The organism is uncultured Georgenia sp., assembly GCF_937958535.1.
GTDB lineage: Bacteria > Actinomycetota > Actinomycetes > Actinomycetales > Actinomycetaceae > Oceanitalea.
In genome coordinates this window covers 1-12,195 of the sequence record NZ_CALGNQ010000143.1, presented here as the reverse complement: position 1 = coordinate 12,195, position 12,195 = coordinate 1, and the positions used below count along the sequence as shown (strand labels likewise).

At 73.3% G+C, this 12,195-nt stretch carries 14 protein-coding genes; 8 read left to right on the top strand and 6 right to left on the bottom strand.

From position 1 onward, the window contains the following. The first annotated feature begins 93 nt into the window (after positions 1-93). From Q0195_RS07995 to Q0195_RS07985, 3 genes are read left to right on the top strand one after another with little or no spacing between them, the layout of a single operon-like run. Positions 94-396 carry a hypothetical protein gene (locus Q0195_RS07995; protein WP_299276844.1) on the top strand — a complete coding sequence of 101 codons (303 nt, stop codon included), beginning with the start codon at positions 94-96 and terminating at the stop codon, positions 394-396. Next, positions 315-650 (top strand): sugar ABC transporter permease, encoded by a 336-nt coding sequence (locus tag Q0195_RS07990; RefSeq protein ID WP_299276841.1) that lies wholly within the window; start codon positions 315-317, stop codon positions 648-650. The genes Q0195_RS07995 and Q0195_RS07990 overlap by 82 nt, the downstream gene beginning before the upstream one ends. Continuing rightward, positions 650-1,540 (top strand): carbohydrate ABC transporter permease, encoded by an 891-nt coding sequence (locus Q0195_RS07985; protein ID WP_299276838.1) that lies wholly within the window; start codon positions 650-652, stop codon positions 1,538-1,540. Before Q0195_RS07990 ends, Q0195_RS07985 begins: the two co-directional genes overlap by 1 nt. Positions 1,541-1,564: 24 nt before the next feature. Here the strand turns inward: Q0195_RS07985 and Q0195_RS07980 are convergent, their stop codons facing one another. The 3 genes from Q0195_RS07980 to Q0195_RS07970 all read right to left on the bottom strand — a co-directional run bounded on the left by Q0195_RS07980 (position 1,565) and on the right by Q0195_RS07970 (position 3,857). After that, a complete protein-coding gene (locus tag Q0195_RS07980) occupies positions 1,565-1,885 on the bottom strand; it encodes a DUF1905 domain-containing protein (protein WP_299276836.1) in 321 nt (106 codons plus the stop codon). Position 1,886: 1 nt separating this feature from the next. Further along, positions 1,887-2,840: a histone-like nucleoid-structuring protein Lsr2 gene (locus tag Q0195_RS07975; protein WP_299276833.1), complete on the bottom strand. Its 954-nt coding sequence runs from the start codon at positions 2,838-2,840 to the stop codon at positions 1,887-1,889. A 63-nt stretch (positions 2,841-2,903) separates the two neighbouring features. Continuing rightward, the gene (locus tag Q0195_RS07970; protein WP_299276830.1) at positions 2,904-3,857 is read right to left on the bottom strand and encodes a hypothetical protein; all 954 of its coding nucleotides are present in this window, start codon (positions 3,855-3,857) and stop codon (positions 2,904-2,906) included. Between the two features lie 137 nt (positions 3,858-3,994). Here Q0195_RS07970 and Q0195_RS07965 point away from each other — a divergent pair, with 137 nt between their 5' ends. After that, the gene (locus Q0195_RS07965) at positions 3,995-4,369 is read left to right on the top strand and encodes a VOC family protein (RefSeq protein WP_299276827.1); all 375 of its coding nucleotides are present in this window, start codon (positions 3,995-3,997) and stop codon (positions 4,367-4,369) included. Between the two features lie 102 nt (positions 4,370-4,471). On the opposite strand, the gene Q0195_RS07960 is transcribed toward Q0195_RS07965, so the two are convergent. Next, a complete protein-coding gene (locus Q0195_RS07960; RefSeq protein WP_299276825.1) occupies positions 4,472-5,269 on the bottom strand; it encodes a hypothetical protein in 798 nt (265 codons plus the stop codon). A 124-nt stretch (positions 5,270-5,393) separates the two neighbouring features. Here Q0195_RS07960 and Q0195_RS07955 point away from each other — a divergent pair, with 124 nt between their 5' ends. The 4 genes from Q0195_RS07955 (at position 5,394) to Q0195_RS07940 (ending at position 9,853) form a co-directional block, all read left to right on the top strand. Next, positions 5,394-6,983: a S49 family peptidase gene (locus tag Q0195_RS07955; RefSeq protein ID WP_299276823.1), complete on the top strand. Its 1,590-nt coding sequence runs from the start codon at positions 5,394-5,396 to the stop codon at positions 6,981-6,983. 87 nt (positions 6,984-7,070) lie between these two features. Then, entirely contained in the window at positions 7,071-7,430 is a 360-nt protein-coding gene (locus tag Q0195_RS07950) for a YciI family protein (protein ID WP_299276820.1), read from the top strand. Between the two features lie 5 nt (positions 7,431-7,435). Continuing rightward, complete coding sequence (locus Q0195_RS07945; protein WP_299276817.1) at positions 7,436-8,647, top strand: RNA polymerase sigma factor; 1,212 nt, start codon at positions 7,436-7,438, stop codon at positions 8,645-8,647. 612 nt (positions 8,648-9,259) lie between these two features. Then, on the top strand, positions 9,260-9,853 hold the full coding sequence (locus Q0195_RS07940; protein WP_299276814.1) for a DUF559 domain-containing protein: 594 nt from the start codon (positions 9,260-9,262) through the stop codon (positions 9,851-9,853). Positions 9,854-10,193: 340 nt separating this feature from the next. Here Q0195_RS07940 and Q0195_RS07935 read toward each other — a convergent pair whose 3' ends face one another. Continuing rightward, positions 10,194-11,252, bottom strand: a complete 1,059-nt coding sequence (locus tag Q0195_RS07935) for an aminotransferase class V-fold PLP-dependent enzyme (protein ID WP_299276811.1) — start codon at positions 11,250-11,252, stop codon at positions 10,194-10,196. Positions 11,253-11,478: 226 nt separating this feature from the next. After that, a partial coding sequence (locus Q0195_RS07930) for a BCCT family transporter (RefSeq protein WP_299276809.1) occupies positions 11,479-12,195 on the bottom strand: 717 nt, incomplete at its 5' end.

The following is a 12,195-nucleotide window of genomic DNA, read 5'->3' as shown; positions in this document are numbered from 1 at the left end:
CTCCTCGAGGCCGGCGGCTTCCGGCCGCGGCTACACCCTCGATTGTGAAGAGCCCTCAACGCCCGCATCCGGCTGAAGAACACCCTGCGCGGGGTGTTCTTCATCCCCTACGTGCTCGCGCTCCTCGTCATCGGCTACGTCTTCTCCTACCTGTTCAACTTCTCCCTGCCGGCGATCGGGCAGGCGCTCGGCATCGAGGCCCTGAGCGCCTCGCTGCTCGCGGACCCGGAGCGGGCGTGGCTCGGGATCGTCGTCATGACGGTCTGGCAGGGGGCGGCCTTCACGATCATCATTACCTCGCCGGGCTGCAGACCGTGCCCGGCGAGCTCTACGAGGCCGCCGCGATCGACGGCGCGAGCCGATGGCGCCAGTTCTGGAGCATCACCATGCCGATGATCTGGGGCTTCTTCACCATCAACCTCGTCCTCGCGCTGAAGAACTTCCTCCAGGTGTTCGACCAGATCATCGCGATGACCGGCGGCGGCCCGGGCACCGCGACGGAGTCCATCGGCGCGCTCATCTACCGGGGCGGGTTCGAGGGCGGGGAGTTCGGCTACCAGCTCGCCAACGCCGTCGTCTTCATGGTGGTCATCATCGTCTTCGCCTTCGTCCAGCTGCGTGTCCTGCGCCGTGAGGAGGTGGGGGCCTGATGTCCGCCGACGCCGTCACCCTCCCCCCGCCGAGCACCCGCCGGGCGCGGCGCGCGCGCCGCAGGCACCGCCCCGCCGGCGGCGTCAGCTGGTGGCTCACCGCGCTGCTCGTCGTCCTCTCGCTCACCGTGCTCGTGCCGCTGTACTTCACCATCGTCACGGCGCTGAAGACGCCCGAGCAGCTCGGCGGCACCGGTTTCGCCCCGCCCACCGACTGGACCTGGGGCAACTTCGCCGAGGCGTGGCGCACCATCGACTTCCCAGCCCGCGCGCTGAACACCGCGCTCATCACCGTCGGCGCCGTCGTCCTGACGCTGCTGACGAACTCGATGGTCGCCTACGCCATCGCCCGCCAGTTCCACCGACGCCTGTTCCGCTCGCTGTTCTACTACTTCATCGCCGCGCTGTTCATCCCGTTCCCGGTGCTCATGCTGCCCGCCGCGAAGCAGGCGGCGATCCTCGGGCTGGACAACCAGGCCGGGCTGGTCCTGCTGTACACCGTGTACGGACTGTCGTTCAACGTCTTCCTCTACACGGCCTACGTCCGGTCCATCCCGGCCGAGCTGGAGGAGGCGGCACGGATGGACGGGGCGACGACCTGGGGCGTGTTCTGGCGGGTGGTCTTCCCGCTGCTCGCCCCGATCAACGCCACCGTCGGCATCCTCACGTGCGTGTGGGCATGGAACGACTTCCTGCTCCCGCTCGTCATCCTCTCCGACCCGGACGCCGCGACCATCCAGCTGGCCCAGTACGTCTTCCAGGGCCAGTTCTCCGCCGACTACACCCTCGCCTTCGCCTCCTACCTCATGGCGATGGCACCGCTGCTCATCGTCTACGTCGTCGCCCAGCGGTGGGTGATCTCCGGTGTCACCAGGGGCGCGATCAAGTAGCGCGGACCCGACGGCGCGGGCCGCTCACCCGCCGAGGTCGACGAGCGTGAGCCGGACCGGGACCAGGTCGCCGACAGTCAGCCCCTCGGCCTGGCGGACGGCGCGTTTGATCGGCAGCACGTAGGTTCCGGCGCTGCTCGAGGGGAAGATCGAGGTGCGCCACACCGTCCGGCCCACGGCCACCTCGACGCGGACCGACCCGAAGCCGCGGGTGAAGGGCGCTGCCAGGTCGAGGATCTCGTCGGCGACGTCGGTGGGCAGCGAGACGAACGTCCAGGCGTCGGTGCGCCGGGCGTCCCACAGCCACAGCTCGGCGTCGAAGGTGTAGCTGCCCGGGGTGGTCATCTCAGGCCCGCCTCCTCTCGAAGGCGGTGAGCACCGCGGCCGGGATGCGCCCGCGGTCGGACACCGCGAACCCGTTCGCCCGCGCCCACGCGCGCACCTCGGCCGCCGACGGCGCCACCGCGGCGGGCAGCTCTGCCACGCGCTCATCGGAGCCGATCTGTGCGGTCTCCTCGCGCAGCGCGGCACCGAAGAACCGGTAGGTCCACTCCTGGGCCAGGGCACGGGTCTCACAGAACTGGATCGGGACCTGCGGGAACCGCGCGGCGCACTCGGCGATCGCGTCGGCGACGACGGCGGGTCGCACCCGGTCCAGCGCGAACACCCGGGAGTACCGGTCCTCGACGACGACGGCGGCCCGCGGGAGCCGCGCCAGGTCGGCCAGGAGGTAACGCATCCGGCCGCTCGTCAGCGTCGCGACGAGGTCCGGCAGGCTCTTGCGCTCGACCGCGGCGACGACCCGGCCCGCGAGCTCGACCGCGTAGTCGCCCACCGGCAGCGCCCGCCGCGTCGTCGTCGCCTGCTGGTGGGAGAACGCCCACGCGTACCGCTCGTGGCTGTCGACGACGATCTCGAGCTCGCTCACCCCCGAGGCCCGCGCGGTGGGGAGGTCGACCGCGGGGCGGGCCTGCTTCGCCGTCCGGGCCGTCTGCCAGAAGATCGCCTCCCGCCCGCCCCTCACCCGGGTGAGGACGAACTGCGAGCGGTTCTCCCGGCTGCGGTCCAGCACGAGGTCGATCGCCGCGCCCCGCCGCACACACGAGCGCACCGGCACCCGTTCGACGATCTCCGGCTCCCGGGGCCAGCCCACCGCCCGGTGGCAGTAGACCTTCCCGGTCCGTGGCCACGTCTCGCGCGCCTTGAGCACGACGCCGTCGGGGCCCAGCGGGACCCGCAGCAGGTAGGGCAGCGTGCTGCCCGCCTCCGGGTTCCGCGCGATGAGGAAGTCGTCGGACACGGCCACACCGTAGTGCGGGCCGGGCCCGGCGCGGGAGAGGAACGCCGGCGGACGTGCGCCCGCTCAGCCGGTCGGCGGGTCCACCTGCTCCCCGGACTGCACCTGGCGGCTGTGCTGCGGCTGCCCGGCGGAGGTGTCGGAGGTCGACGGCCCGGTGCCGGCGTCTGCGCCCGCCCCGTCCTCCGGGGGCGGCGGTTCGGGGGCCGGGACGTCCGGTGCCGGCTCCTGCGTGCCGCCCGGGCTCGGCTCCTCGACCGGAGCGGTGGGCGCCGGGCTCGGGTCGGGGGCGGCCGGTGCGGTGGGGGTCGGCGCCGGGGTGGGGTCCCGGCGTGCACCGGGGACGTCGGGCGAGGCCGGGTCCGCGGGAGCGGGGACGTCCGCGGGGCCGGTGGTGCCGGGAAGGTCGTGCAGCCGGTCCGGTGCCTGCGTCGGCATCGGTGTCGGTTCGACGGTGCGGGCGGTCCCGCCGAAGAGGGTGGTCCCGCTGCCGTCCCGGCCACGGGTGACGTCGGACAGCGGCTTGCCCGCGGCCAGCTCGATGACCGTGACAGCACCGATGACGAGCGCGAAGGCCGCCAGGGAGAGGGCGAGCAGCCTCCGCCAGCCGACGCGGCGGACCACCTCGGCGAGCCGGTGGCGAAGGCGCGTGACCCAGGACGGTCGGTCCGGGTCGGGACCGGACGGGCCGGGCGCCTCATCCGGGTGGTCGGCGGGGGCCGCGTCGTCGTCACTCGCGGCGCACTCGCGTCGGATCGCCGGTACGACGGCGGTCACCTTCTCCGCCGTGTGGTAGATCGAGGCGCTGTAGACGAAGTTGGCGAGCACGGTGACGACGCTCGCCAGCGCGGCACCGATGATCGTCCCGGCCACGCCGAGCGTGGACAGCAGCGCGGTGGTCGTCATGGCCGCCAGGGCGCTGGCGAGGATGCGCCAGGCGGACGGGCGCTCCGGTGGGGGCGCTGCCGGCCTCCGGGGCTCCTGCTGTTCGGACACCGTCTCGACTTCTCGACCTGCCACGACATCTCCATGCTAGGTCGCCCTCACGGCGGGGAAAGGGGGCTGCGAGCAACGTCACCCGGCCGTACGATGACAGGCGTCGCTGCCGACGCCCGCCGGTCCCGCCGACGTCGCCGGCCCCATCTCGGGAGGTTCCCATGACAGGTCGAGTGGTCCACTTCGAGCTCCCCTTCGACGACAAGGAGCGGGCCAAGCGCTTCTACGGCAACGTCTTCCGGTGGGAGCTGGAGGAGATGGCCGAGCTCGACTACCTCGGCGTCTCCACCGGCCCGACCGGCGAGGCCGGGCCGACCGAGCCGGGGTACATCGGCGGCGGCATGACGTCGCGCAGCGGGCCCAACACGGCCCCGGTCGTCGTCATCGACACCGACGACATCGACGCCACGCTCCAGCGGGTCACCGAGCAGGGCGGCGAGGTGGTGGCAGACAAGTCTCCGGTGGGTGAGATGGGCTTCGCCGCGTACTTCAAGGACAGCGAGGGCAACGTCGTCGGGCTCTGGCAGACCGCGTAGGTCCGGGCAGCACGCGCGGCCGGGCGTGGTGTGGGCGTGTTCCTCGCGCTCGGCTCCGCGACCGCCCACGGCCGGCCTGAACGCCGCCGACCGGCCTGAGCGCTAGAACTCCGCGTCGACCTGGAACTCGATGGCGTCCCACGCCACGTAGTCGTCCAGGGAGATCATCTCCATCGTGATCGTCGAGTCGGCCGCGACGCCCGACGCCAGCCCGGTCGCGGTCCCCACCACGGAGCCGTCGGCGAAGAGCGTCGCCGTGATCCCGACGTAGTCCTTGGCGGAGCCGGTGTTGGTCATCCGGACGCGGACGTCGAAGTCCCCGACGAAGTCCTCGCTCACCTGGACATCGGAGAAGACGTAGCTGCCGGCGGTGTACTCCGCACCGGTGGCCGTCTCGTCATCGGCCGCGTCGGTGTCCGCGTCCGCGTCCTCGGCGTCGGCGGTGTCGGACTCGTTCGCCGTCGACTCCGTCTCCGGTGCCTCCTCGACCGCCGCCTCCGCGGCGGCGAGATTCTGCTGAGCCAGGTTCAGCTCGCTGTCGAGCGTGGCGATCTCGTCGTCCCGGGCGGTGAGCTGGTCCTCCAGGCGGTTCACCTGGGTCTCCAGCTCCGCCACGCGCGCGGAGTCGGCACCGTCGCCCACGAGGACGCCGGCACCCAGTCCGACCACGAGGGCGGCCCCGGCGGCCACGCCCAGGTGCCAGCCGCGCAGGCCACCGCGCGCAGCGGGTGCCGGCGGCGGCACGGCGGGACCGGGGAACCCGCCGTCGCCGATCGGCGCTCCGTACGGCTGGGCCGGCGGGTAGGGCGGGTAGGCGCCCGGCGCCGCCGGGGGCGGGGGAGGGACACCCGGTCCGTGCGGCGTGCTCGGCGAGGAGTGGTCAGGCGGGAGGTGGGTCACGACTCTTTCCGTCCAGGCGTCGGTGGAGGTGGGGAGGCGCCCCTGAGCGTACCGAGGAATCCGCAGGCCGGGTACGTGGGCCGGCTCTGTCCGCCCGGCCGGGTAGCCCTGGTTAGGGTGGACCATGGCCTTCCTGCGCGCGACGCTGCGGCCGGCCGTCGGCCGCGACCGGGACCCCGACCAGGCCCCGGACTGGGTGGTGCTCGACCTCCACGGTGGGTACCCCGCCCACGCCCCGGGCGGTCCCGTGCAGGCCCTCCTCCAGCGGGACGAGACCCTCGAGGCGCTCACCGAGCGGTTGGTGCGGCTCGCCCGGGCCGACTGGCTGACCGGCGTGCTCGTCCGGGTCGGTGAGCTGCGCACCGGGCTGAGCACCTCCCGCGCGATCGGTGACGCCCTGGGGCGCCTCGCCCGCCACAAGCGGGTCGTCGGGTACCTGCCCCATGTGACCATGCGCAGCCTCCTCCTCACCGCCCAGCTGCACGAGGTCGTCGCGCCGGAGTCGGCGGAGGTGTCGCTCCCGGGGTTCGCCGCGGAGCAGGTCTTCCTCGGCGCCTTCCTCGCCCGGCACGGCATCACCTTCGAGAACCTGCGCATCCGCGAGTACAAGACCGCCCTCACCCCGCTCTCGGAGGAGCGGATGGACGAGTACGAGCGTGAGCAGCTCACCGCCTACCTCGACTCGGCCGAACGCAGCTGGCTCGCCGACGTCGGCGCCCCCGACACGGTCCTGGACGCCGGGTTCACCAGCGCCCGCGAGCTGCTCGACGCCGGGCTGGTCACCCGCGTCGCCTACGACGACCAGATCGTCTCGGTCGTGGACCAGCACTGGCCGCGCACCGTGCAGCTGCTCCTGCCCGACCGGCCCACGCTGACGCGGCGGAGGGCCGCGGGCGTCGCCGTCGTGCCCGTCGTCGGCGCCATCGTCTCGGGGCGGTCCCGCGGCACGCCACCTCTCCCGGTCGTCCCCGGACCGCTGGCGGGCGCGGACACCGTCGTCGCGGCACTGCGCAGGGCCGAGCGGGACGAGCACGTCGGGGCGGTCGTCCTGTACGTCGACTCGCCCGGCGGCTCGGCGCTGGCCTCCGACGTCATCTGCCGGGCGGTGGCCCGCACCAGCAAGCCGGTGGTCGCCGTCATGGGTGAGGTGGCCGCGTCCGGCGGCTACTACGTCCTGGCCCAGGCCGACCACGTGGTCGCCGGCCCGTACACGATCACCGGCAGCATCGGCGTCGTCGTCGGCAAGCCGGTGCTCACCCGCCTCGAGGAGCGCCACGGCGTCAACCCGGGGACGGTCGGCCGCGAGGCCGCCCTGTTCACCAGCCCGCACCGTCCCTTCTCCCCGGCGCAGCGGGCGTGGGCGGAGAAGCTCATGGAGGAGGCCTACCGCCGCTTGGTCGACCGGGTCGCCACCGGCCGCAGGCTCACCCCGGAGCGGGTGGACGAGCTGGGGCGAGGCCGGATCTGGAGCGGGCGGGACGCACGGGACAACGGCCTCGTCGACGAGCTCGGCCACCTCCACGAGGGGATCACCGCCGCCCGCCGGCTCGCCGCCCTCCCCGAGGACGCCCCGGTGCGCACCGTCTCGTCCGGGCCGAGCATCCCGGGGATGCCGACCTTCGGCAGGAGCGCCGCCCGCGGCCTGGAGGCGCTGTGGCCCTTCGGCTCGGAGGCCGTCCTCGCCTGGTACGACCGCTCCGTGCGGATCCGCTGACGGGCGGTGTCGAATCCGGCCGGTCCCGTTCGTACAGAGAGTGAGAGCACCGCGACACGGACGGTGCGACGCATCACGGAGGACCCGATGAGCCACTACCTGCTGAGCATCTACCAGCCCTACGGCGAGACCATGGACCAGTTCCCGGACGCGGAGTTCCTCGAGCCGATCATGCGGGAGGTCGACGCGCTGAAGGAGGACATGCGCCGCCAGGGCGTCTCGGTCTACGAGGGTGGCCTGCACGCCCCCACGACCGCCACGGTGCTGCGGGCGCAGGGCGACGACGTCGTCACGACCGACGGGCCCTTCGCCGAGGCGAAGGAACACCTGGGCGGCATCACCGTCATCGACGTCCCCGACCTCGACGCCGCCCTCCACTGGGGCGGACGGCTCGCCCGGGCGGTCGCGCCCCTGGCAATCGAGGTGCGGCCCTTCCAGGAGGGCTGACCGCGGTGGACGTCGAGGCGGTCTACCGCGCCGAGTACGGCCGGGTCGTGGCCGTCCTCGTCCGCTGGTTCGGCGACATCACCCTCGCCGAGGAGGCGGCCCAGGACGCCTTCGTCGCCGCACTCGAGCGGTGGCCGGCCGCCGGGTTCCCGCCGAGCCCGGCCGGCTGGCTCATGACCACCGCGCGTCGCAAGGCGATCGACCGGCTGCGACGCGAGGCGTCCCGCCACGACCGGTACGCCCAGGCCGCGCTGCTCCACGTCCGCGACGAGGCCGAGGAGGTGGGACCCGTGCCGGACGACCGGCTGCGCCTCATCTTCACCTGCTGCCACCCGGCGCTGTCCACCGAGGCCCAGGTGGCGCTCACCCTCAAGCTGCTCGGCGGCCTGAGCACCGCGGAGATCGCCCGCGCATTCCTCGTCAAGGAGGCGACGATGGCGCAGCGACTCGTGCGGGCGAAAGGCAAGATCCGAGACGCGCGGATCCCGTACCGCGTCCCCGACGACGCCGAGCTGCCCGACCGGCTGCGGTCGGTGCTCGCCGTCGTCTACCTCGTCTTCAACGAGGGCTACACCGCGAGCTCGGGAGATGCCCTGGCCCGGGTCGAGCTGTGCGCCGAGGCCGTCCGGCTCGCCCGCGTCCTCCTCGCGCTCATGCCCGACGAGCAGGAGGTCCGCGGGCTGCTGGCGCTGCTCCTGCTCACCGAGGCACGGCGCCCAGCGCGCACAGGCCCCGACGGCGCCCTCGTCCCGCTGCCCGAGCAGGACCGCACGCGGTGGGACAGGTCGCTGCTCGCGGAGGGGCAGGAGCTCGTCCGGCAGTGCCTGCGCCGCGGGCGACCCGGCCCCTACCAGCTGCAGGCGGCGATCGCGGCGGTCCACGGCGCCGCTGCGACCGCCGCGGACACCGACTGGCGCAGCATCCTGGCGACCTATGACGCACTCCTCGCCCTCCAACCCACGCCGGTGGTGGCGCTGAACCGGGCGGTTGCGCTGGCCGAGGTCCACGGTCCCGCCGCCGCCCTGGAGGCGGTCGACGCGCTGCCGCTCGCGGGCTACCACCCCTTCCACACCGTGCGCGCCGACCTCCTGCGCCGACTGGGACGGGCGCAGGAGGCCGCCGCCGAGTACACCGTCGCCGCGCGGGCCACGAGCAACACCGCCGAGCAGGACTTCCTCCTCGCCCGCGCGGCCACCCTCGCCTCACCGCTGCCCTAGCACTCGCCTCATCCGCCCCGCCGGCGCCCGGCCCTGCCCCGCCGGCGCCCCGCCCTGCCCCGCCGGCCCCCGGCCGACCGCTGATCGGTCAGAGAACGTCCGTTCACGACCCGTGAACGGACGTTCTCTGACCGATGGAATCTCTCCCGCCTGTGGAGTCCGAGCAGGGCGAGGGCACTTCCTGACAGATGGGCTGCGCTGCTCCACGGGAGGGCGGTCGTCGCCCGGTGTCCCCAGTGCACGTCCGGCCACCGCAGGTCATCGGCCGATCTCGCTCACCCTCGGTGCATGCCCAGACCACCCGGTCCGCTCCCGCCGGGCCTCGTTGCTGCTCCCTTTCACGTCAGGACAGCCCGCGATGCCGGTGTCGGTGCGGAGCGGCTCCGCGGCCGTGACCTCGTCGCTCCCTTCCACGCCGTCCGGGCACAGGCCGGCTCCCTGCACACGGTGGCCGACCGCTGCCACGCCGCCGCGGCCCGGATGCGTCCCGACCAGTTCTTCTCCCATGCGACGGTCGTCGATCTCCTCGGTCTGCCGCTGCCGGCACGGCTGCGAACCGCAGCGGTTCACGTCGCCTCACCGCGACCGGGACGCGCGCCCCGTGCAGCCGGGATGCTCGGGCACAGTGTGGACACGACGCTCGTCGAGGTGGTCCGCCACGGGGAGCTGCGGGTGGTGCACCCCGTCGGCGCCTGGTGCCAGCTTGCCACGGACCTGACCGTGCGTGAGCTCGTCGTGCTCGGTGACGCTCTGGTTCGGCGTCATGACCCGTGGGCCACCCGCGAGGAGCTCGAGGCTGCGGTAGTCGCGTTCCGCGGGCGCGGGAAGCGCCGGCTCGTGGCGGCGCTCGAGCTCGTGCGGCCCCGCACCGACTCCCCGCCGGAGACCGAGCTCCGGCTCGACATCCTCGAGGCCGGGCTCCCCGAGCCCGGCGTGAACGTCGCCATCCACGACGTGCATGGGCGGCTCATCGCAATCGGTGACCTCGTGTTCGTCGAGTACAAGGTCGTCGTCGAGTACGACGGCGAGCAGCACCGCACCGACGACGCACAGTATGCGCGCGACGTCGAGCGTCTCGACGACCTCGCCCAGGAGGGCTACCGCGTGATCCGCGTGAACAAGCACCACCGGGGCGGACGCAGACGCGCCGTCCTGACCAAGATCAGGAAGGCGCTCCTCGAACGCGGCTGGACGCCGGGCGGGTGACGGACGGGACAGGTCGCCCGGCTGCGTGGAGGTGGGGACAGGTCGCCCGGCTGCGGTGGAGGTGGGGCACGTCGCCCGACGCACCGGTAGCCGGCCAGGCTGTGGGCGCACCTGCCGGGTCACCTCGAATCGATCGGTCAGTGAACGTTCCTTCCCGGGTCGTGAACGGACGTTCTTTGACCGATCGATGGGGAGGGGTGGGGGACCGGGGCCGGGGGTGGGGGGACCGGGGGGCCGGGGGCCGGGGGGCGGGGGCGGGGGGGGCGGGGCGGGTGGGTGTGGAGCGCGCGGGGACTCCCGGCGGTCGGGGCCCGTCCTGGGGTGGTCGTCCCTGCCGGCCTCAGGTGGTCGACCCCGTCGGGTGGAGGGCGCGGACGACCCGCTCGACGTCGTCCTCGTCGTTCCACAGGTGGAAGGCGAGCCGCAGCCGCCCGTCGCGACCGCTCGCGCGCACGCCCGCTGCGGCGAGGGTCCGCAGCCGTGCGCCGTCGGGGTCGGCGAGCGTGACGATCGCCTGGCGGCGCACGGGCTCCCCGAGCGCCTCGAGCGTGGCGGCCCCGAGGTCGGCGCTGTGCCGCCACACCTCGGCGACGTCCACTGCAGTGAACAGCTCCAGGGCGGGCACGGCGCCCACCCAGGCCGACCAGACCGGGGACACGTCGAAACGGCGCGCCCCGGGCGCCAGGTCCGGCGTGAGCCCGTAGATCGAGGTCCAGACGTCCCGCCCGGCGTACCACCCCGCCTGGACCGGCCGGATCTCCTCGTGCAGGTCCTCGCACACGGTGAGGAACGCCGCGCCGCGCGGGGCGCAGAGCCACTTGTAGGCGTGGCAGACGGTGATGTCGAGCTGCCCGGCGTCCACCGGGTGCACCCCCGCCGCCTGCGTGACGTCGCAGAAGGTGCGCGCGCCGTGTCGCCGGGCCTGGTCCACGACGGCCTCGATGTCGGCCACGTCCCCGGTGGCGGACTGGACGTAGCTGAAGGCCACGAGCGTCGTCCCGTCGCGGATCGCGTTCGGCAGGTCCACCATCGGCACCGCCCGCACCCTGAGGTCCGGGCGGACGAGGAACGGGTAGGTCATCGAGGTGAACTCACCCTCGACCGTGAGCACCTGCGACCCTGTGGGTAGCCAGCCGGCCACGACCGAGGCGAGTACCGAGGTCTGGGAGCCGACCGCCACGTCCTCGACGTCGACGCCGACCAGCCGGGCGTACAGCGCACGGCCGGCGGCCACGGCGGCGTCGTAGTCGGCCGGGGTGCGCTCACCGGCGAAGCAGGCCGCCAGGTCCTCCTGGAGCGCGGCGACAGTGCCGCGGCAGGGCAGCCCCATCGAGGCGGCGGCAAGGTAGCCGGCCGTGCCTGCGAACTCGGCGCGTGCCCGGGCGAGGGGGAGTGCCATGGCTCAAGGGTCGTCCTGCCGGTGGGCGGGCCACAAGGGGCCGTGCCGAACCTCCACGACCCGGCGGGCGTGCGGCCGAGCCACACCCGTGCGCGGTCTCAGGCGCCACGGGCCCACTCGAGACCTCGGACGCTTCCCGTCACATCGCGTGCGGCCCTGGCCTGTGCTCGCCGAACCACGCCGCGGAGGGTCAGGCGTCGCACGCCCGCGCGATCGACGCGCTCGGTCAGTCGTCGCCCTGGTCGCGGGAGCGGGTGACCTCCTCCTCCGACGGCGCCGGCGGGGGCGCGACGATGCGCAGCCGCTGGATCCGTTCCTGCTGCAGCCCGCGCGCCAGGGCGAAGGCCATGGCGAAGACGAGGATGAAGATGGGCAACCCGACCACGGTGATGACCTGTTGGAGTGCCTCGAGTCCGGTCTCCCCGGCGAGCACGATGAGGAGTGCCGCGAGCACACCCTCCGACACGCCCCAGAACACGCGCTGCCGGACGGGGCCGGCGTCCCCGTCACCGGTGCACAGCATGTCCACGACCAGGGAGGCCGAGTCGGAGGACGTGGCGAAGAAGATGGCCACGATGACGATCGCGAATCCCTGGACGAGTGTGGTGGCCGGGAAGTTCTCGAAGAACTCGAACATCGCGAGGGGGATGCTTTCCGCGACAGCGGCGGAGATGGCCCCTCCGTCGCCGCCGATCCCGTCGATCTCCAGCGCCGACCAGCCGAAGACGGAGAACCAGATGAGCGTGAACGCCGACGGGGCGAAGAGGACGGCGAGAATGAACTCCCGGATTGTGCGTCCCTTGGAGATGCGCGCGACGAAGATTCCCATGAACGGGGACCAGGTCACCGTCCAGGCCCAGTAGAACACGGTCCACCCGCCCTGCCAGCCCCAGCCCTCGTCGTCGGTGTAGGGCGCCATCGCGTCGTTCCAGAACGACAGCGG